17 protein-coding genes and 1 pseudogene are annotated in these 18,694 nt (G+C 66.5%); 2 read left to right on the top strand and 16 right to left on the bottom strand.

What is annotated here, in order from left to right; all coding sequences use genetic code 11:
* Positions 1-45: 45 nt before the first annotated feature.
* The 6 genes from NHH73_09015 to NHH73_08990 form a co-directional block, all read right to left on the bottom strand.
* Positions 46-459 carry a YciI family protein gene (locus tag NHH73_09015; protein USX28405.1) on the bottom strand — a complete coding sequence of 138 codons (414 nt, stop codon included), beginning with the start codon at positions 457-459 and terminating at the stop codon, positions 46-48.
* Complete coding sequence (locus NHH73_09010; GenBank protein ID USX28404.1) at positions 456-938, bottom strand: VOC family protein; 483 nt, start codon at positions 936-938, stop codon at positions 456-458. Before NHH73_09010 ends, NHH73_09015 begins: the two co-directional genes overlap by 4 nt.
* Positions 939-1,025: 87 nt before the next feature.
* Entirely contained in the window at positions 1,026-2,465 is a 1,440-nt protein-coding gene (locus NHH73_09005; GenBank protein USX28403.1) for a heavy metal sensor histidine kinase, read from the bottom strand.
* Positions 2,462-3,133 carry a heavy metal response regulator transcription factor gene (locus NHH73_09000; GenBank protein ID USX28402.1) on the bottom strand — a complete coding sequence of 224 codons (672 nt, stop codon included), beginning with the start codon at positions 3,131-3,133 and terminating at the stop codon, positions 2,462-2,464. The genes NHH73_09005 and NHH73_09000 overlap by 4 nt, the downstream gene beginning before the upstream one ends.
* A gap of 120 nt (positions 3,134-3,253) precedes the next feature.
* Positions 3,254-4,309, bottom strand: coding sequence for an alpha/beta hydrolase (locus NHH73_08995; GenBank protein USX28401.1), 1,056 nt, complete (start codon positions 4,307-4,309; stop codon positions 3,254-3,256).
* A gap of 82 nt (positions 4,310-4,391) precedes the next feature.
* Positions 4,392-5,297 (bottom strand): LysR family transcriptional regulator, encoded by a 906-nt coding sequence (locus NHH73_08990; protein ID USX28400.1) that lies wholly within the window; start codon positions 5,295-5,297, stop codon positions 4,392-4,394.
* A 138-nt stretch (positions 5,298-5,435) separates the two neighbouring features.
* Between NHH73_08990 and NHH73_08985 the strand changes: the two genes are divergently transcribed.
* Positions 5,436-6,191, top strand: a complete 756-nt coding sequence (locus tag NHH73_08985; protein ID USX28399.1) for an SDR family oxidoreductase — start codon at positions 5,436-5,438, stop codon at positions 6,189-6,191.
* Here the strand turns inward: NHH73_08985 and NHH73_08980 are convergent, their stop codons facing one another.
* The 8 genes and pseudogenes from NHH73_08980 to NHH73_08945 form a co-directional block, all read right to left on the bottom strand.
* Entirely contained in the window at positions 6,192-9,131 is a 2,940-nt protein-coding gene (locus tag NHH73_08980) for an EAL domain-containing protein (GenBank protein ID USX28398.1), read from the bottom strand.
* Positions 9,132-9,229: 98 nt separating this feature from the next.
* Complete coding sequence (locus tag NHH73_08975) at positions 9,230-11,209, bottom strand: SufS family cysteine desulfurase (protein ID USX29591.1); 1,980 nt, start codon at positions 11,207-11,209, stop codon at positions 9,230-9,232.
* Positions 11,210-11,245: 36 nt separating this feature from the next.
* Entirely contained in the window at positions 11,246-12,178 is a 933-nt protein-coding gene (locus NHH73_08970) for a hypothetical protein (GenBank protein ID USX28397.1), read from the bottom strand.
* Positions 12,179-12,328: 150 nt separating this feature from the next.
* A pseudogene (locus tag NHH73_08965) lies at positions 12,329-12,627 on the bottom strand (helix-turn-helix transcriptional regulator).
* A 16-nt stretch (positions 12,628-12,643) separates the two neighbouring features.
* Positions 12,644-13,591 (bottom strand): serine acetyltransferase, encoded by a 948-nt coding sequence (locus NHH73_08960; GenBank protein USX28396.1) that lies wholly within the window; start codon positions 13,589-13,591, stop codon positions 12,644-12,646.
* 46 nt (positions 13,592-13,637) lie between these two features.
* Positions 13,638-14,108, bottom strand: coding sequence for a rhodanese-like domain-containing protein (locus NHH73_08955; GenBank protein ID USX28395.1), 471 nt, complete (start codon positions 14,106-14,108; stop codon positions 13,638-13,640).
* Positions 14,109-14,322: 214 nt separating this feature from the next.
* Positions 14,323-15,972 carry a sensor domain-containing diguanylate cyclase gene (locus tag NHH73_08950; protein USX28394.1) on the bottom strand — a complete coding sequence of 550 codons (1,650 nt, stop codon included), beginning with the start codon at positions 15,970-15,972 and terminating at the stop codon, positions 14,323-14,325.
* Positions 15,973-16,091: 119 nt separating this feature from the next.
* Positions 16,092-16,958, bottom strand: coding sequence for an aldo/keto reductase family oxidoreductase (locus NHH73_08945; protein USX28393.1), 867 nt, complete (start codon positions 16,956-16,958; stop codon positions 16,092-16,094).
* Between the two features lie 116 nt (positions 16,959-17,074).
* Between NHH73_08945 and NHH73_08940 the strand changes: the two genes are divergently transcribed.
* Positions 17,075-17,989, top strand: coding sequence for a LysR family transcriptional regulator (locus tag NHH73_08940; protein ID USX28392.1), 915 nt, complete (start codon positions 17,075-17,077; stop codon positions 17,987-17,989).
* 13 nt (positions 17,990-18,002) lie between these two features.
* On the opposite strand, the gene NHH73_08935 is transcribed toward NHH73_08940, so the two are convergent.
* Together NHH73_08935 and NHH73_08930 are read right to left on the bottom strand one after the other, a co-directional pair.
* Entirely contained in the window at positions 18,003-18,389 is a 387-nt protein-coding gene (locus NHH73_08935) for a type II toxin-antitoxin system YafQ family toxin (GenBank protein USX28391.1), read from the bottom strand.
* The gene (locus tag NHH73_08930) at positions 18,325-18,639 is read right to left on the bottom strand and encodes a type II toxin-antitoxin system RelB/DinJ family antitoxin (GenBank protein USX28390.1); all 315 of its coding nucleotides are present in this window, start codon (positions 18,637-18,639) and stop codon (positions 18,325-18,327) included. The genes NHH73_08935 and NHH73_08930 overlap by 65 nt, the downstream gene beginning before the upstream one ends.
* Positions 18,640-18,694 lie beyond the last annotated feature (55 nt).

Here is an 18,694-nt window from a genome sequence, read left to right as displayed (position 1 = left end):
CTCCTGTGAAGATGTTAGTAGTCGTTGAATACTAAGGTAGCAGCTTCACAAGCGTGCGCGCAAGGCTTCTTCCTGCGCTACGACCTCGGGTGTGGCGGCGTCGCCGAAATCCTCCAGCTCGAACACCTGGCGGATCTCGATCTCGGACGGCCCGTCGGACGGATTCGGACAGCGCTTCATCCATTCGATGGCCTCCTCCTTCGACTTGACCTGGATCAGCCAGAAGCCGGCGACCAGCTCCCGGGTCTCCGGGAACGGCCCGTCGATGACGGTGCGCTGGGTGCCCTCGTAGCGGATGCGCGCGCCCTTGGCGCTCGGTTGCAGGCCCTCGCCCGCCAGCAGCACGCCGGCGTTGACCAGTTCCTCGTTGAACTTGCCCATGGCGGTCAGCAATTCGGTGCTTGGCATCTTGCCCGCTTCCGACTCCTCGGTGGCTTTGACGATGATCATGAATCTCATGATTGTGGCCCGCATTCAGGGTTCATCGCCTGCATCGCCTCGCCCATCTCTTCCGGCGACATGTCCTTGACGTGCGTGGCGATCGACCAGTTGTGGCCGAACGGATCGACGACCTGGCCGTAGCGGTCGCCCCAGAACTGGTTCTCCACCGGCATGCGCACGGTGGCGCCGGCGGCGACCGCCTGCTCGAACACCTGGTCCACGTTCGGCACGTAGACGTGCAGGGTCACCGGGCTGCCATTGAGTTTTTTGGGGCCGACGCTGCCGTAATCGGGAAACTCGTCGACCAGCATCACATGGGAGTCGCCGATGCGCACGCTCGCGTGCATGATCTTGCCGTCCGGCGTCTGCATGCGGGCCGTTTCCACGGCGTTGAAGGCTTTTTTATAGAATTCGATGGCGTCGGCCGCGCCGTCGCAGACCAGGTGCGGGGTGACCGTATGCATGTCGCGGGGGACGGGTTCTACTTGTGCAGTCATAGTGATCTCCTAAGTGTGGTGGAACCGAGTGAGACATCCCACTCTACCTCCACGACGAAGCAGCACAAACCAAATCGACGGCTTTTCTTAAATATTTTGCGTTTTTTCAAACGACAGGTAAAAAACCGTGCTGGCGCCCGGCACGCTGTCGACCCGGATCTTACCTCCATGCAATTCCATGATGGCGCGCACGATGGACAGGCCCAGCCCAGCCGAGTGCGCGCGGTCCGAGCGGGCCGCATCGGCCCGGTAGTAACGGTCGAAGATATGCGGCAAATGTTCGGCGGCGATGCCGGGGCCGGTGTTGCTGACCGCCAATTCCACGCCGTCGGCCGTAGCGCGCGCCGACAAGGCCACCTCGCCCCCGGCCGGCGTGTGGCGGATCGCGTTCGACACCAGGTTGCCCACCGCGCGCTGCAACAGCATCGGATCGGCCTCGGCCCGCAGTTGCGGCGATTCGACCGTGAGCCGCACGCCGACATCGTCGGCCAGGATCTCGAAATAGTCATGGAGCCGTTGCAGCTCGGCGCGCAGGTCGACCGATTCGCGCCGCAGGCCCAACTGGGCGTTGTCGACCCGCGCCAGGAACAGCGTGTTCTCGATCATGCGCCCCAGCCGCTCGTATTCCTCGAAGTTGGAGGCCAGCAGCGCCTGGTATTCCTGCACCGTACGCGGACGCGACAGCGCCACCTGGGTCTCCATCATCAAGGTGTTGACCGGCGTGCGCAGGTCGTGCGCGAGGTCGGCGGCAAAGCCGGACAACCGCTGCACGCCGTCCTCCAGCCGGTCGAGCATGGCGTTGAAGGCTTGCCCCATTTCGCGCAGCTCGACCGGCGCATCCTCCACCGACAGGCGGGTGTTCAGGCGGCTGGTGTTGATGTCGTTGGCCTTGCCGATGACCGAGCGCAAGCGTCGCATGCTGTGGCGTACGATGGCGTAGCCGAGCAAGGCCGCCAGGGTGGCACCCACGCACAAGGCGACGAACAGGTCGACCGCGTAATTGCGCATGATGCGCAGCCGGTCCGAGCGCTCGCGCGCCAGGGTGATCTGCACCGGCTGGCCGTCCGCGCCCACCAGCCCGACCGCGCTGACCATGCGGCCGGTGCCCATGGCCGGGGTCCAGTCGTGCACGTCGGCCAGGGTCAGGGGCTGCTTCGGCGGCACGCGCTCGACCTGCGGCAGCGGCCGCGAAGTCAGCGAGGTGCGCAGCAAGGTCATGCCGTCCGGGCTCCTGACGCTGAGCATGAAATCGTCGTGGCCGAACAGGGCCTCCGTCAGCGGACGGGGATTTTGCACGATCGCCTGCGGCGACGGCAGCTCGGCCAGGATGCGGCGGATCTGCGCCACCTTGCCGATCAACTCGATATCGTCGCGCTCGGCCATCTGGCTGGCCAGGGTCTGGTACAGGTAGGCGCCGACGGCCAGGAAGGTCGCCACCGCCACCGCCGACAGCAGCAGCGCCACCCGCAAGGTCAGCGACAGCGGACGCGGCCTGCGCGCCCCGGGCGCGGTCCCTGCCACCGTCACGCGCGCTCCTCGACCAGATAACCGATGCCGCGCACCGTCTGGATCAACTTGACCGGATACGGATCGTCGATCTTGGCGCGCAGCCGGCGGATCGCGACATCGACCACGTTGGTGTCGGAATCGAAATTCATGTCCCACACCATCGACGCGATCTGCGTGCGCGACAGCACCTCGCCCTGGCGCTTGGCCAGCAGGTGCAGCAGCGCGAATTCCTTGGCCGTCAGCTCGATGCGCTGGGCCTGGCGCGTGACGCGGCGGCGCAGCACGTCGATCTCCAGATCGGCCACGCGCACCACGTCGGCCTCGCGCACCGGTCCGCGCCGCATCAAGGTCTTGATGCGCGCCAGCAGCTCGGCAAAGGCGAACGGCTTGACCAGGTAATCGTCCGCCCCCAGCTCCAGCCCCTTGACCCGGTCGGCGACATCGTCGCGCGCGGTCAGGAACAGCACCGGCGTGTGCTTGCGCTCGCGCAGCTTGCCCAGCACCGCCCAGCCGTCCATTTGGGGCAGCATCACGTCCAGCACGATCAGGTCGTAGTCGTGTCCCAGCGCCAGCGCCAGGCCGTCGACGCCGTTGCGCGCCAGGTCCGCCACGTAGCCCGATTCGCGCAAGCCCTTGACCAGATAATCGCCCGCTTTGGGCTCGTCTTCCACCACCAGTATTTTCATGACGCCCATTGTCCGATGTTCGAAGGCGGATTTGGATTACAAATCCGTCATTTGCACCATCTGGCAAGGATACATCATGCAAAGCTGTCGGACGGCAACCGGCAACGCCGCCCTGTCCGGTCACATCGGCGGCGCGGCTTCCTGCAGAACTCGGGCGGCGCCGTTCACCCCCGCCGACGCCGACATGCCTGCCCGTTCGGCCAAGTCCTTGGCGGCGGCGACGATCTCGTTCTGCGCCAGGTGCTGCATCATGTGGCCGACGTCGGGCAACAAGGTCAACTCGCTGTGCGGCACGTCCTTGTGCAGCCGCGCCGAATGACTCTCGGGATCGATCACGCGGTCGTTCTTGCCCGCCATGATCAATAACGGCAGGCGCAGCTCGCCGTAGCGCTGCTCCAGCGCGGCGGCCGCCTGCACCATCAGCGACGCCTCGTCGGCGGTGGCGCGCACCTGGACGGGACGCAGCAGCATCCACGGGTCCTCGCGGCGGAACGATTCGGGCACTTCGCTCGGGCTGAACATGCCCTTGGCAGCAAGCGGCCAGGCCAGGCGCCCCAGCAGCGGCGACACGGTAAAGCGCATCAGGTCGCCGAGCACGGGAATGGCCGGCATCGCGGCCAGCGGCACGTCGAGCCGCGCGCTCGGATAATAGTAGCCCGACAGCAGCAACAGGCCGAGGACCTTGTCCGGCGCCCGCAGGGCCATCTCCAGCGCTACCATCGTGCCCCAGGAGTGGGCCAGCACCAGATAGCGGTCGGCACCCAGTTGGCGCAGCGCCTCGGCCATCAGCCGCGCCTGGGCGCACGGGGTCCAGCTGGTGTCGCGCGGCCGCTCGCTATAGCCGAAACCGGGGCGGTCGATGGCGATCACGCGGTACGAGCGCGACAGTTGGTCCAACAGCCCATTGGCCCGGAAATCGTCGGCCGTCACCACGGTGCCGTGCAACAGCAGCAGCACCGGTCCCTCGCCCTGTTCGATGTAATGCAGGCGCACGCCGTCGACCTCGATGAAGCGGCCCGCGGGCGGATTGTCGCGCTCGGCCTTGGCGGCACGGTTGCGCACGGCCAGCCACGAGCCTGCAAGGGCTGCGGCGGTAACCAAGGCTGCGGCGCGCCAACGCGGCCGGCCGCTCCCGGCCCGGGACGTGCCGCGCCGTTCAATCGTTATGTTTCGCATAGTAATCTCCCCTTCAGATTAATGAAGCACAATCACGAGACTCCATCATGGGACAAAAACCCGCAGCGGCGCGTTCCGTTACTTAAGGCAAGACTGGCGCCACGCCGTCGAAGCCTGGCGTGACCGCGAATACCCCGGCGATGTGGTCGATGAACACGCTGGCGCGCAGCGGCAGCAGGCGCGCCGCCGAGTAGACGGCGTTGACCGGCGAGAACGTCGGGGCGTGCCCGGCCAATACGTCCACCAGGGCGCCGGAGCGCAGGTGGTCGTCCACCATCCATCTCGACAGGTAGCCGATGCCGAGTCCGACGAGCGCGGCGCGCCGTACGGCATCCAGACTGTTGACCCGCAGCCGTCCGCGCACATGGACCTCGCCATCTCTCAACCGCCACGCGCCGCTGCCGCCAAGCAGCGTGTAGACGATGCACTCGTGGCGCGCCAGGTCGGCCGCCGTTGCCGGCACGCCGTGCCGCGCCACGTAACGCGGGCTGGCGACGCACAAGCGCTCCGAGTTGCCCAGGCGGCGGGCGCGCAGTGCGCTGTCCTTGAGCTCGCCACCCCGGATGGCGACGTCGACGCCTTCGGCCACCAGATCCACAAAACCGTCGTCCACGCGCAGCTCGAGTTCGATATCCGGATAACGTTCCAAAAAGGCCGGCAAGGTGGGGGTAATGACTTCGGTGCCCAGCGCCGGCGAGCAGGCCACGCGCAGCAAGCCGCGTGGATTGTGCTGTCCCAGCACGTCCGCCTCGGCCTGGGCGATCAGGTCGAGCGCCTGCCGCGCTTGCGTGTAATAGCGCTGTCCCTCGGCCGTGACCACCAGCTGGCGCGTCGAACGGTGCAGCAGCAAGGCCCCCAGGTCCGCCTCCAGCGCGGCGATGTGGCGGCTGACGTTGGGCTGGCCAATGTCGAGCTCGCGGGCGACAGCTGAAAAGCTGCCCGTCTCGACCACGCGCACAAAACAGCGCATCCATAGCAATTTATTCATTTGCGAAGCCCAAGCTGATCGTCATATGCAATTAGAGCATAAATCATATGCGTCCAGCCTGTCTTATCGCAGGGGTGTTTCGGCCGCACACTGCTTCCATGGTCTTTCAGGCCGCAACCCAACGCAAAGGAAAACATCATGTCCCAGAAACTCGAAGGAAAAGTAGCAGTGGTCACCGGCGGCACCAGCGGCATCGGCCTGGCCGTCGCCAAGCGTTTCGCCGCCGAGGGCGCGCGCGTCTACATCACCGGGCGCCGCCAGCCGGAACTGGACGCCGCCGTCGACGCCGTCGGCGCGGCCGCGATCGGCGCGCGCGTCGATTCGGCCGACCCGGCGCAGTTGACCGCACTGTTCGAGCGCGTCAAGGCCGAGCACGGCAAGCTCGATGTGCTGGTGGCCAACGCCGGCGGCGGCTCGATGCTGCCGCTGGGCCAGATCACCGAGGAACACTTCGACGACACCTTCAACCGCAACGTCAAAGGCACCTTGTTCACGGTGCAGGCGGCGCTGCCGCTGCTGGGCGCAGGCTCGTCGGTGATACTGACCGGCTCGACCGCCGCCAGCACCGGCACCGAGGCGTTCAGCGTCTACGCGGCGTCGAAGGCGGCAGTGCGTTCGTTCGCCCGCAACTGGATCCTTGACCTGAAGGGACGCGGTATCCGCGTCAACACCATCAGCCCCGGTCCGATCAAGACGCCGGGCCTGGTGGAACTGGCCGGGCCGGACGCCGCCCAGCAGCAAGGCCTGCTCGACTACTTCGCCACGCAGATTCCGATGGGCCGCGTTGGCGAGCCCGACGAGATCGCCAAGGCGGCGGTGTTCCTGGCCTCCGACGACGCCAGCTTCGTCAACGGCATCGAGCTGTTCGTCGATGGCGGCCTGGCGCAGATCTAGTCAGACGTCGAGCGGCTGCGGCTCGCCCAGCATGAAACCCTGGGCGTAGTCGACGCCGATCTCGGTCAGCTTGGCCAGCGTAGCCTGGTCATTGACAAACTCGGCGATGGTGCGCCGCCCCATGATGTGGCTGATGTCGTTGGTGAAGCGCACCATCTCGAAGTCGACCGTGCTGCGGGTCATCATCTGGATGAAGGAGCCGTCGATCTTGACATAATTGACCGGCAGCTGTTTCAGGTAGGCGAACGAGGCCATGCCGGTGCCGAAATCATCGAGCGCGAAGCGGCAGCCCAGCTGCTGCAACGCCAGCACGAACGACAGCGTGTTCTGCAGGTTGGCGAAGGCGCCGGTCTCGGTGATCTCGAAGCACAGCTTGTTGGCCGGCACCCCGACCGCCTGGATGCGTCCGACCGCGTACTGCTGGAAACCCGGATCGGCCAGCGCCCGCTGCGACAGGTTGATGGTGCACAGTTCCAGCTGGTCGACGTGTTCGGGATGCCGCTCCAGCCAGGCCAGGCTGCGGTCGAGCACCCAGCGGTCGACCTCCTGCATGATGTCGTAGCGCTCGGCCGCCGGCAGGAAGCTGGTGGGGCCGACCGGCCCGGCGCTGCCATCCTTCATGCGCAGCAGTATCTCGTAGTGCAGGCCGCCGTTGCCGGCGCCGCCAAGCGCGCGGATCGGCTGGTAGTACAGCTGCAAGTCGTCGTTGCGGAAGGCGTCGCCGAGCCGCTTGACCCAATACATGTCGTTGCGCCGCTGGGCGATCTCGGCGCCGCCGCGCTGTTGCAGGAACACCCGGTTGCGCCCGCTCTCCTTGGCGATGTAGCAGGCGTGATCGGCCTGGCGCAGCGCTTCCTCCATCGTGGTGGTGCCGCCGTCGAGCGGCGTCAGGCCGATGCTCACGCCCAGCCGGAACACCTGGTTGCTGCAGATGTAGCGGAAGTTGCGCGTAGTGTCGAGCAGCTTGTTGGCCACCACCATGGCCTCCTCCACCGTGCAATGCTCGACGATCAGCGCGAACTCGTCGCCGCCGATGCGCGCCAGCGTGTCGCGCTCGCGCACATGGGCGCCGTAAGCCACCGACAGCTGGCGCAGCAGGTCGTCGCCGGCCGCGTGGCCGCAGGTATCGTTGACAATCTTGAATTGGTCCAAATCCAGGTAGAGCAGCGCGCTGTCGCTGGCGCCCGGCTGGCCGGTGCGGTCGAGCGCGCGCTGGAGCCGCACGCCAAACTCGCGCCGGTTCACCAGCCCGGTCAGCACGTCGTGGCTGGCCTGGTAGCTCAGGTTCTTGAGCAGCCCGCGCGACTCGGTGACGTCGTTAAGCACCAGCACGGCGCCGCCGGTGCGGTTGTCGGGCAGTTGCAGCGGCGCGGCCGCGTAGTCGATCGTGTGCCGGCTGCCGCTGCGCGAGCGCAACACCGCCGGCGCCGACGACGTCACCGGGCGGTTTTCGCGCATGCAGCGCAGCACGGTGTCCAACCCCGGCGCCGCGGGCGACGGATCGGCCGCACCGGCCGGAGCAGCCAGTTCTGCCGGCGGCTCCTCGTCCAGTTGCAGCACCTGGTCGAGCGGCAGGCCGCGCGCCTCCTGTTGGCCCCAGCCGGTCAGCCGTTCGGCGGCAATGTTCATGCTGTCGATGCGGCCGTCCAGGCCGGTGGTGATGACGCCGTTGCTAATCGCCCGCAAGGTCACCTCGGCGCGTTCCTTTTCCGCCCGCAGCGATTCCTGCATCCGCTTCAGGTCGTCGATGTCGTGGGCCACGGCCACGGCCATGCGGCGCTCGTCGCCCTCGGCCTGCACCGGCGTGGCGCCGACGCGGAAGTAGCGCGGTGCCATCCCGGGTACGTGGAACACCAATTCGCGCACCGGCACCGGCTGCCCCGTGATGATGGCCTCCGCCAAGGGAAACTCATGCGCCAGCAGGCGCCGCCCGTCCGGATCGCGAACGTCGGTGCGGGCGTAGTCATGATAGGTGGCGACCTCTTCGAGCGTGGCGCCGAAGATGCGCCTGGCCTTCAGGTTTTGATACAGCAGCTTGCCCGACGGCACCTCGGCCACGAACACGCCGGACGGCATCTGGTCGATGATGGCGCGAAAGCGCAGGCGCATCACCTGCAGTTCGTTGAGCAGGCGCTCGCGTTCCTCGGCCAGCAGGCGCATGTCGTGGATGTCGACGCAGACGCCGGTCAGCTCGCCCTGGCCCTCGCTATCGCTGGTCCAGTCGGCGCGCACGAAGAACCAGCGGCAGTTGCCGTCCTGGCGGCACAGCCGCACCTCCAGGGTCAGCGGCTGCCCCGGCATGGCCGTCATCAGGGTGCGCAACCTGTCATGCACGGCCGGCACGTCCTGCGGATCGACCAGGGCGCGCCAGTTGCCGGGGTCGGGCGCCGGGCCGGCGGCGTCGTAGCCGAGCAATTGCTTGAGCGCGGGGGACAACTCCAGGCGGCGGCTGGCGGCTTCCCACTTCCATGTGCCGGCGTTGGCGGCGGTCATGATGCGGCGGTTTTCTTCTTTTTCGTCGAGGCACTGTTCCAACAGCTTGTGGCGCGTCAGGTCCATCGTGACCTTGGAGAAGCCCACCAATTGCTTGTGTTCGTCGCGCAAGCCGGTCAGCGCGATGTGCGCCCAGAACAGGCTGCCATCTTTTTTCCTGCGCCAGGTTTCCTCGCTGTAGAAGCCATGCTTGGCCGCCTCGCCCAGGTTGTGGTCGGCCCAGCCGCGCGCCTTGTCCTCGTCACGGTAGAGCAGCGACAGGTGCTCGCCGATGGCCTCGTCGGCACGGTAGCCCTTCATGACCTCGGCCGCGCGGTTCCAGCTGGTGATGACGCCGCGCGTGTCCATCAGGAAGATCGCGCATTCCTTGATCTCCTGCACCATCAGGCAGAACATATCGGCCGCCTGGTGCGGCAACGGTATCGATTCTTTGGGAGTTTGCGGCATAGGCTGCCCGGCCGGATCGGCGCGGCTCGACAAAATTGAACATCTATTTTGCCGGATTTTCGCCGCGCCGTTTGATAGCGTTTTCTAACGTGCCAGCGTTAGCGGGCCGATGCCAGCCTTCGCACCACCGTGATCATGCGGTCGATCTCGTCAAACGTGTTGTAGAACGCCAACGATGGCCGCACCGTCGTCTCCACGCCGAACCGCCGCAGGATCGGCTGCGCGCAATGGTGCCCCGTGCGCACGGCGATGCCTTCGTCGTTGAGCGCGTGACCGACCTCTTCCGTAGTGTAGCCGGCCAGCACGAACGACATCACGCTGGCCTTGTCGGCGGCCGTGCCGATCAGCCGCACGCCCTTGATCGCGCCCAGCTCCCGAATGCCGTACACCAGCAGGTCGTGCTCGTAGCGAGCGATGTTCTCGATGCCGATGCGCGTCACATAATCGATCGCGGCGCCCAGCCCGACGGCGTCGGCGATGTTGCCCGTGCCGGCCTCGAACTTGTTGGGAATCGGCTGGAACACGGTCTTGTCGAACGTCACATCGGCGATCATGTTGCCGCCGCCCTGCCATGGCGGCATGTCCTCGAGCACTTCGCGCTTGCCCCACAACACGCCGATGCCGGTCGGCCCGAACAGCTTGTGGCCGGAGAAGACGAAGAAATCGGCGCCGATGTCCTGCACGTCGATGCGCATATGCGAGACCGACTGCGCGCCGTCGACCAGGGTCCGGGCGCCGGCGCGCTTGGCGAGCTCGACGATTTCCTTGACCGACGTCACCGTGCCCAGCGCGTTCGACACTTGCGTGACGGCGACGATCTTGGTGCGGTCGTTGAGCAGCTTGCGGTACTCGTCGAGCAACACCTGGCCGGTGTCGTCGACCGGGATCACGCGCAGCCGCGCCCCCTTGGCGGCGGCCAGCTGCTGCCAGGGCACGATGTTGGCGTGGTGTTCGAGATTGGAGACGATGATCTCGTCGCCCTCGCCCACGTGCTGCCCGCCCCAGCTCTTGGCCACCAGGTTGATGGCCTCGGTGGTGCCGCGCACGAAGATGACCTCGTTGACCTCGGGCGCGTTGAGGAAGCGCCGCACGCGCTCGCGGGCGCCTTCATAGGCGTCGGTGGCGCGGGCGGCGAGCTCGTGCGCGGCGCGGTGGATGTTCGAGTTCTCATGCGCGTAGAAATACGCAATGCGGTCGATCACCGACTGCGGCTTGTGGGTGGTGGCAGCGTTGTCGAACCACACCAGCTGGCGGCCGTTGACCTTTTCCTGAAGAATCGGAAAATCGCGCCGCACGGCGTGCACGTCGAACGGCGGATGGCGGTCGCCGCCGGCCAATGGCGCGCCGCCGTGCGGCGCCGGCTTGGCCGGGGTGACGTAGCCGCTCGGCAGCACCACCGCGTCGACGAAGTAATACTGCGGCGCCGACGATGGCGACGGCGCCGCCGGCGCGGACGCGCCCGGCAAGCCGGTGGCGGGTGGCGACAACGAAGGACTCGCGGGCAGTTGCGGCGACGGGAACGATGGCGTGTAACCTTGCGGCGACGGCGGCGCGCCCTGCGGCAAAGGCGACGACGGCGCCGGCGCCTGCCGCGTTGCGGCGCCAGGCTGGCCGTAGCGCTCGCTCAGGAAATAGTACGACGACGCTTCGGCCGGCGGCCCGGCGTTGCCGGCGCCTTCCGGAACGCCAAGCACGGCGCCACCGTTGCGCGGCTCGTACGCCGGAATCGCGCCGAACGCCTTGTCGGGCACGCCGTTGCCGGCTTGCGCGGCCGGCAACAACGCAGGCGCGCTGTTACCCAGCGACAGCACCTGGGTCGGCGACGCCGGAATCAGGTTGGTGCCGGGAATTTGTCCCTGCGGTATCGGCGTGCCGGGCACGCTGGGACCGAAGCCGGCCGGGCTGACCAGCGGCGAACCGGGCGGCGCGATATTGGCCGGCGCCTGCACGCCGGGCACGCTCAATTGCCGGGCGAACGGCGGCGCCGAAAAGAACTCGTTGGCCAGGCGCGCCAGCGCGGCCGGATCGAACGGCGCGCCGGACGGTTCGGGAACGCCGGCGGCGCGGTCCGCCGGCAGGGAGATGGGGGGCGAAAGGAGGCTCACGTGGCGCGCTTACTTATAAGTGTCCGGATAGTCGTGGTACTTGTTGATCTCGACGTCGTCGAGCACGGCCAGCGCGTCCGAGGTCAGCACCGCGAGCGAGCAGTACAGCGAGATCAGGTACGACGAGATCGCATGATTGTTGATGCCCATGAAGCGCACCGACAGCCCCGGGCTTTGCTCGCCCGGCAGGCCCGGCTGGAACAGGCCGACCACGCCCTGGCGCTTGTCGCCCACGCGCAGCAGCAGGATCTTGCTCTTGCCGTCGGCCACCGGCACCTTGTCCGACGGGATCAGCGGAATGCCGCGCCACGTGATGAACTGCGAGCCGAACAGGCTGATGGTCGGCGGCGGCGTGCCGCGGCGGGTCGCCTCGCGGCCGAAGGCGGCGATCGCCAGCGGATGGGTCAGGAAGAAGGCAGGCTCCTTCCACACCTTGGTCAGCAGCTCGTCGAGGTCGTCCGGCGTCGGCGCGCCCGTCAGCGGGAAGATGCGCTGCTCGTCGGTCACCTGGGCCAGCAGGCCGTAGTCGGGATTGTTGATCAGCTCGCTTTCCTGGTTTTCCTTGATGGTCTCGATCGTCAGGCGCAGTTGCTCCTTGATCTGGTCGTGCGGGCTGCTGTAGAGATCGGAAACGCGGGTGTGCACGTCAAGCACGGTCGAGACGGCGTTGAGGAAGTACTCGCGCGGATTTTCTTCGTAGTCGACATAGGTGCGCGGCAGCTGGTTCTCTTGCTCGCGGGCGGTGCAGGTGACCTTGATCGCTTCCGGATTCTTGACCTTGTTGAGCCGGTAGATGCCCGCCTCCACCGGCACCCATTGCAGCAGGTGCGTCAGCCAGCGCGGGCTGATGGTCTCGAGCTGGGGAACGGTCTTGGTCGCGTTCGCTAATTGCCGTGCTGCGTTATCGCCCAGCGCCGTGGTACCGCCTACAGTTGCCGACATCGTGACTCCATTTCAGTAAGGTGAAAAAACACATAAGGTTATGCAGAAAATAACCGGGCCAGTATGGCGTTACTGATGAGTCAGCTCAACATGCTATCGCCACCAATCGCCCCCCCACCCCGGGGGTCAGTGCCGACATTCAGACACGGACTAATCCGTTCGCCTGCCGAGCTTGTGTCCGAATGTCGGCACTGACCCGGGGGGGATGGACGCGGGGGTGGTGGCGTCGCCGACCATTTCGCCGCGCGTCAGCAAGGCCGACGGCGTCAGCTTGAGCGCCAGCGCCAGCTTCTCCACCGTCAACAGCGAGGCGATCACCCGGCCCGCTCGATCTCGCCCACATACGAGCGGTTCAGGTTGGAGTTTTCGGCCAGTTGTTCCTGCGACCATCCCTGCGCCTCGCGCAGTTGCCGCACGCCGATGCCGAAGCTGCGCACAAGGGTGTTCATGGGGCCGCCGCGCCGCTCAGGCCGCCGCGATGCCGTTGGCGAAGGCGCCAACCCGCGACTCGGCCTGGGCGATGCGCCCGCCCGGCGGCACGTCGTGCGTCAGCCAGACGTTGCCGCCGATGATGGCGCCCTTGCCGATCGTGATCAGTCCGAGCACCGTGGCGCCGGCATAGATGACGACGTCGTCCTCGACCACCGGATGGCGCGGCAAGCCCTTTTGCAGGTTGCCGTCGGCGTCGGTCGGGAAGCGCTTGGCGCCGAGCGTGACGGCCTGGTACAGCCGCACGCGGGCGCCGATGACGGCCGTCTCGCCGATCACTACGCCCGTGCCGTGGTCGATGAAGAAGCCGGCGCCGATGCGCGCGCCGGGGTGGATGTCGATGCCGGTGGCGCCGTGCGCCAGCTCGGAGACGATGCGGGCGAGCAAGGTCAGGCCTAGCGTATAAAGCTGGTGGGCGATGCGGTAGTGGATCATCGCCAGCACGCCCGGGTAGCACAGCAGCACCTCGTCGACGCTGCGCGCGGCCGGGTCGCCCTGGTAGGCGGCCATGACGTCGCTGTCGAGCAGCGAGCGGATCACCGGCAGCGCGGCGGCGAAGCGGCGCACGGCGCCCAGCGCCTCCTGGTCGATGTCGTGCTCGACGCTGGAATCGACCACGCGCAACGGTTCGCCACGCAGGCCGGCGTTGTATTTCAACTCGCGCCGCACCTGCTTGAGCAGCGCGTGCAGCACCCCATCGAGCGCGTGGGCGACGTGGAAGTCCTCGCTTTCCTGGCGCAGGTCCGGCGGGCCGAGGCGCATCGGGAACAGCACGCCCTTGAGGCTGTCGATGATGGCCGCCAGCGCGTTCCGCGACGGGAATTCACGCCCGCCCGGCTCGCTGCCGCGGCTTTGCTCCTGGCGCCAGCGGTGGCGCGCCTCATGCAGCGATTGCACGATGGTGGTGATGTCGAAAGTAGCCACGCTGTCCTCGTCGGGATATGGTTGAGTGCTGGTTGAACGCCGCGGTTTAGTCCTGCACCCACGGCAAGCCGTGGAAGCGCCAGCCGTCGGCCTTGCCGCGCTGCTGGCGCGCGTCGATCTCGCCCTCGAAGCCTTCTAGCACGTTGAAGACGTTGGTAAGGCCGGCTTTCGTGGCCGCCTCGGCCGCCAGCGCTGAACGTTTGCCGCTGCGGCACAGCAGCAGGACCACGCTGTCCTTGCCGCCGATTTTGCTTTCCAGTTCGCGCGCGAAGCGCGGGTTGCGCGTCAGCGCGGTGCCGGTTGCCCACGGCACATGCAAGCTGTCCGGCACGTGGCCGACGAATTTGCGCTCCTCGCCGGTGCGCACGTCGACCAGCAGCACGTCCTTGGTGGAAAACAGTTCCCAGGCGGCGGCCGGGGCGACGCCGCCGGCATACGGCAATTGGGACGCGGCCGCATCGGCCTTGATCGATGCCAGCACTGGAGGCAGCGCCGGCGAGAGGACGTCAACTGACATAGAGAGACCTTATGATGGCTTGGAATGGTGGCGAGCCGCCGGCCGTTGATGGCGATAGACGGCTTGCGGAATGAAATATACGTTTTGGCGAAGTCAAACAAAACGAATAAAATCAACTTCGCAAAGATGAAAACCGTCTATGCGACGGAAATGCCGTCGATGGACGACGCGCGGCGGGCGCCGGCCGGGGTGGCGGGAATCTGTGAGGGCTTGCTCAGGCGTCGGCGCAGGCCGGCTGCGGCAGCGGATGGTGGCCGCTTCTCAGCGGCGGGGACACGCGATTGCGGCCCCGGTGTTTGGCGTCGTACAGCGCCCGGTCGGCCACGCCGATCAGCGGGCTGCAGCCGGCGCCGCGCACCGGCACGCAGGCGGCGACCCCGGCGCTGATGGTGACGACGCCGAAATCGCTGGTGCGGTGGGGCTGTCCGAGCGCCCGCACGGCCGCGCAAATGCCCTCGGCAACGGCGTGCGCGCCTGCCAGTTCGGTGTTGGGCAGGAATACCACGAACTCCTCGCCGCCGAAGCGCGCGGCGATGTCGGCGGTGCGCTGCGCGGCGCGCGCGACGACGTCGCTGACCAGCTTGAGGCACGCGTCGCCGGCCAGGTGGCCGTAGGTATCGTTGTAGCGCTTGAAAAAGTCGATGTCGAGCATCACCAGCGCCACCGGCAGGCCGTCGCGCGCCGCCCGCGCCAGTTCGCTCTCGAGCCGCTCGTTGAGGTGGCGCCGGTTCTTCAGGCCGGTCAGCGGGTCGGTTGTCGCCAGCAGCTCGAGCTGCGCGACGCTGTGCTGCAAGGCGGCTTGCGAGTGGCGCAATTCGATTTCCAGATGGTCGCGCAGGCTGATCTGGCGGATCAGGCGCGTGCCCAGCCAGCCCAGCGTGGCCAGCAGCAGCGCCAGCGCGCCGCATTGGCGCCAGGTGTCGGTCCACCACTGCGCGAAGATTTCGTCCTTGGACAGCGACGCGGCGATCACCAGCGGATAACCGTGCACGCGCCGGTAGCTGTACAGGCGCTCGACATTGTCGACCAGCGCCACCCGCATCGCCGTGCCGCTGTCCTGGCCCTGGTCGATCAGCGTGAACACGGCGCCGCCTTTGAGGCTGCTGCCGATGACGTTGTTGAGCATCGGCCGGCGCGCGATCAAGGTGCCGTCGTCGAGCGCGATAAAGATGCCGCCGGCCTTGCCGATGTCGAAGCCGTTGTAGTACTGCTGGAAGTAGTCGGTGCGGACGGTGGCCAGCACGACGCCGGCGAACGAGCCGTCGGCGTGGTCGACGCGCTGCGACACCGGCAGTATCCATTGGCCGGACGAGCGGCTGCGCACCGGCGTGCCGATGTGGACGCCGCGCCCGGCATGCGTGCGGTGGTACTGGAAATACGGGCGGTCGGCGTTGTTGGCGCCGGGATCGACTTTGTCGAGCGAGGTGATCACCCAGCGCCCGTGTTCATCGTAGACGAAGATGCCCTGCAGGCCGCTGGTCTGCGCCACGCGGGCCTGGAGCAGCGCCTGCAGGCGCGCGAAGTTGGACGGGCCGGTGCCGTCGCGCTCGACGCGCTCGACGACGCCGAACAGCACCGAGCCGACGATGTCGATCGTGCGCTCGGCGTGCTCGGCGGTCGCGCGGGCGATGTTGACGGTGGCGCGGGCGCTCTCGTCGAGCTGGGTCTGGCGGGCGTTGCTGCGGTAGGCGAACTGCAAGCCGCAGATGGCGCACAGGATGGCAACCAGGAACAGCGAGGCGGCGCGCCGGATCGGCCGCTTTTTCCCTTCAAGCTGCACCAGTTTCGACGCGCCCGCCCCGCCATCGGCGCCGGCGGGCGCCGGCGCGATGGGGTCGGACACGTTGATGGTGGACTGCGACATACTTCCCTTGGGCTATTTTTAACGGGTAAAAACGCGGCGGGGGTTGGGCCTCGTCGTGGGATCATAACAGAATTACTTTCCAGAAAGTAATTTTTGTGTCGGATTTCCCACAGCCGGCGTCACATGGCGTCCAGGGTCGCCAGGGTGGCGGCGTCAAGGCGCAAGGCGCCGGCGGCGACGTTGTCCCGCAGGTGCGCCACCGACGAGGTGCCGGGAATGACGAGGATGTTGGGCGAGCGCTGCAACAGCCAGGCCAGCGCCACCTGCATCGGCTGCGCGCCCAGCGCGGCGGCCGCCCTGGTCAGGGCGTCGGACTGCAACGGCGAGAAGCCGCCCAGCGGGAAGAACGGCACGTAGGCGATGCCATCGGCCGCCAGCGTATCGATCAACGCGTCGTCGCCGCGATGGGCGAGGTTGTACTGGTTCTGCACGCAGACGATGTCCGTGATCGAGCGCGCCTCGGCCACCTGTCCGGCGGTGACGTTGCTCACGCCGATATGGCGGATCAGTCCCTCCTCCTTCAGACGCACCATCGCCGCGATGGCTTCGCCGATCGACGAGCCGTCCGGGCCTTGCACGCCGGGGGCGCGGTAGTTGACCACGTCGAGCGCCTCCAGTTGCAGGTTGCGCAGATTGTCGTGGACCGCGTCGCGCAGTTGTTGCGGCGAGGCCGCCGTCAGCCATGACTGGTCGGCGCCGCGCACGAAGCCGATCTTGGTGACGATGGTCAAATCGTCGCGATACGGATGCAAGGCTTCGCGGATGATCTGGTTGGTGACGTGCGGGCCGTAGAAATCCGAGGTGTCGATGTGGTTGATGCCCAGTTCGATCGCCTCGCGCAGCACGGCAACGGCGGCGGCGCGGTCCTTCGGCGGCCCCCACACGTGCGGGCCGGCCAGTTGCATGGCGCCGTAGCCGACGCGGTTGAAGCGGATGCCGCTGTTGGCGGGAGTGAACTGGTCGCTGGATGGGGAATAACTACTCATGTCGATCTCCTGGTGTGTGATGTGGAAAAGCATGGACACATGGTAGCGGCAGGACGAGCGTGTGATAATGGGGGCAATGCCGCACGGGCTGTACGAAATTCCGCACAATCGAGAACATGACACCTGAGAACCCTTCCATGGCCGACCTGGCCACTTTCGCGCTCGTGGCCCAGCACGGCGGCTTCCGGCAGGCGGCGCGCGCCGGCGGGCAATCGGCGTCGGCGCTGAGCGAGGCGCTGCGGCGGCTGGAGAACCAGCTCGGCATCCGGCTGCTGCTGCGCACCACCCGCAGCGTCACCCCGACCGAGGCCGGCGCCCTGTTGCTGGCGCGCCTGCAACCGGCGCTGAGCCAGGTGGCCGGCGCCCTCGACGTGCTCAACGAGCTGCGCGACAGTCCGCGCGGCACCCTGCGGCTCAACGTGCCGGTCAGCGCCGCGCGCTTCTTCCTGCAGCCGCTGGTCAACCGCTTCATGCGCGCCTATCCGGAGATCGTGCTGGACGTGGTGATCGACAATAACTTCGTCGACGTCGTCGCCAGCGGCTGCGACGCCGGCATCCGCTACGGCGAGCGGCTGGAACAGGACATGATCGCCATCCCGATCGGGCCGCGCGTGCAGCGTTTCGCGGTGGCGGCCGCGCCCGACTATCTGGCGCGGCGCGGCGTGCCCGAACACCCGCGCGACCTGCTGCAACACGCCTGCCTGCGGGGCAAGTTTCTCAGTGGCGCCATCTATCCATGGGAATTCGCGCGCGACGGCCAGACCTTGACGGTCGAGCCGAGCGGGCCGCTGGTCGTCACGCCGACCGTGTTCGACCTGGCGGTGAGCGCGGCCGTGGCGGGACACGGCGTGATTTATCTGTTCGAGGAGTGGCTGGAGCCGTACATGGCCTCCGGCGAGTTGCAGCCGATCCTGCGGGATTGGTGGGCGGATTTCCCAGGACCGTTTTTATACTATTCGGGCAGGCGCCACTTGCCCGCGCCGTTGCGCGCGTTCGTGGATTTTATCCGGTCGGATGACGCGGCAAATTAACACACGCGACAACTCACGTAAAAAGATCGCTGTGAGTGCCTGTGCGGACAAAAATCACATCCGCCTCCGTCAGCTTATAGATGAGAACCCAATCGCCGCCAACGTGACAATCTCGATGGTCCTGCCATTTCCCAAGCAAGGCATGATCCGCGTATTCCGCAGGTAAAGGACCTTCATTCGCGATCAAATGCATCATGACCGTTTTAAGGCGTGACATGTCGTAGCGTCCGCTCGACGCAAGCCGATTCCAGTCCTTTTTGAAGGCGTTGGTTCTGTCAAAAATACGTGGCGGACTCGCACTTGCGTGCTGCGTGACCTTGGGGTTCAGCCGCTCGTCACCGGCGCTTAGGCTTGCCAGCGTCGGGCTTGGAGACTTTTTTCCACCCTCCTTTGCTGGCATTTTTACCCTCTAATTCATCAAAAAACTCTTCAGGGGAGCTAAATCTGCCAGAAAGCTTCCGAGCTTCTTCCATCGCAGCGACTGTCGTGGGGTTCGGCGAAATAGCAAAAGGAAGCCCTTTCGCAACCACGACATTGTTAAGGAAAAGACGAATCGCGGTCGACAAATCAAGGCCACATGATTCCAGTATCCTCGTAGCCTCCTCCTTCAACTCTGGCTCGACCCGGGAGCGTATGGTTGCTGTTAGCATATGATTTCCTTCATCGTTACCACCTGAACTATCTTGCTGTGTAGCCACAATGTAG

The organism is Oxalobacteraceae bacterium OTU3CINTB1, from assembly GCA_024123955.1.
GTDB lineage: Bacteria > Pseudomonadota > Gammaproteobacteria > Burkholderiales > Burkholderiaceae_D > Rugamonas.
The sequence above is the reverse complement of the archived record's forward strand: the minus strand, read 5'-3'. Positions and strand labels throughout refer to the sequence as shown.

Excerpts from the sequence above, each read along its gene's own strand:
- NHH73_09015 (USX28405.1), bottom strand. The coding sequence starts at position 459 with ATGAGATTCATGATCATCGTCAAAGCCACCGAGGAGTCGGAAGCGGGC.
- NHH73_09010 (USX28404.1), bottom strand. The coding sequence starts at position 938 with ATGACTGCACAAGTAGAACCCGTCCCCCGCGACATGCATACGGTCACC.
- NHH73_09000 (USX28402.1), bottom strand. The coding sequence starts at position 3,133 with ATGAAAATACTGGTGGTGGAAGACGAGCCCAAAGCGGGCGATTATCTG.
- NHH73_08995 (USX28401.1), bottom strand. The coding sequence starts at position 4,309 with ATGCGAAACATAACGATTGAACGGCGCGGCACGTCCCGGGCCGGGAGC.
- NHH73_08990 (USX28400.1), bottom strand. The coding sequence starts at position 5,297 with ATGAATAAATTGCTATGGATGCGCTGTTTTGTGCGCGTGGTCGAGACG.
- NHH73_08985 (USX28399.1), top strand. The coding sequence starts at position 5,436 with ATGTCCCAGAAACTCGAAGGAAAAGTAGCAGTGGTCACCGGCGGCACC.
- NHH73_08980 (USX28398.1), bottom strand. The coding sequence starts at position 9,131 with ATGCCGCAAACTCCCAAAGAATCGATACCGTTGCCGCACCAGGCGGCC.
- NHH73_08970 (USX28397.1), bottom strand. The coding sequence starts at position 12,178 with ATGTCGGCAACTGTAGGCGGTACCACGGCGCTGGGCGATAACGCAGCA.
- NHH73_08955 (USX28395.1), bottom strand. The coding sequence starts at position 14,108 with ATGTCAGTTGACGTCCTCTCGCCGGCGCTGCCTCCAGTGCTGGCATCG.
- NHH73_08950 (USX28394.1), bottom strand. The coding sequence starts at position 15,972 with ATGTCGCAGTCCACCATCAACGTGTCCGACCCCATCGCGCCGGCGCCC.
- NHH73_08945 (USX28393.1), bottom strand. The coding sequence starts at position 16,958 with ATGAGTAGTTATTCCCCATCCAGCGACCAGTTCACTCCCGCCAACAGC.
- NHH73_08940 (USX28392.1), top strand. The coding sequence starts at position 17,075 with ATGACACCTGAGAACCCTTCCATGGCCGACCTGGCCACTTTCGCGCTC.
- NHH73_08935 (USX28391.1), bottom strand. The coding sequence starts at position 18,389 with ATGCCAGCAAAGGAGGGTGGAAAAAAGTCTCCAAGCCCGACGCTGGCA.
- NHH73_08930 (USX28390.1), bottom strand. The coding sequence starts at position 18,639 with ATGCTAACAGCAACCATACGCTCCCGGGTCGAGCCAGAGTTGAAGGAG.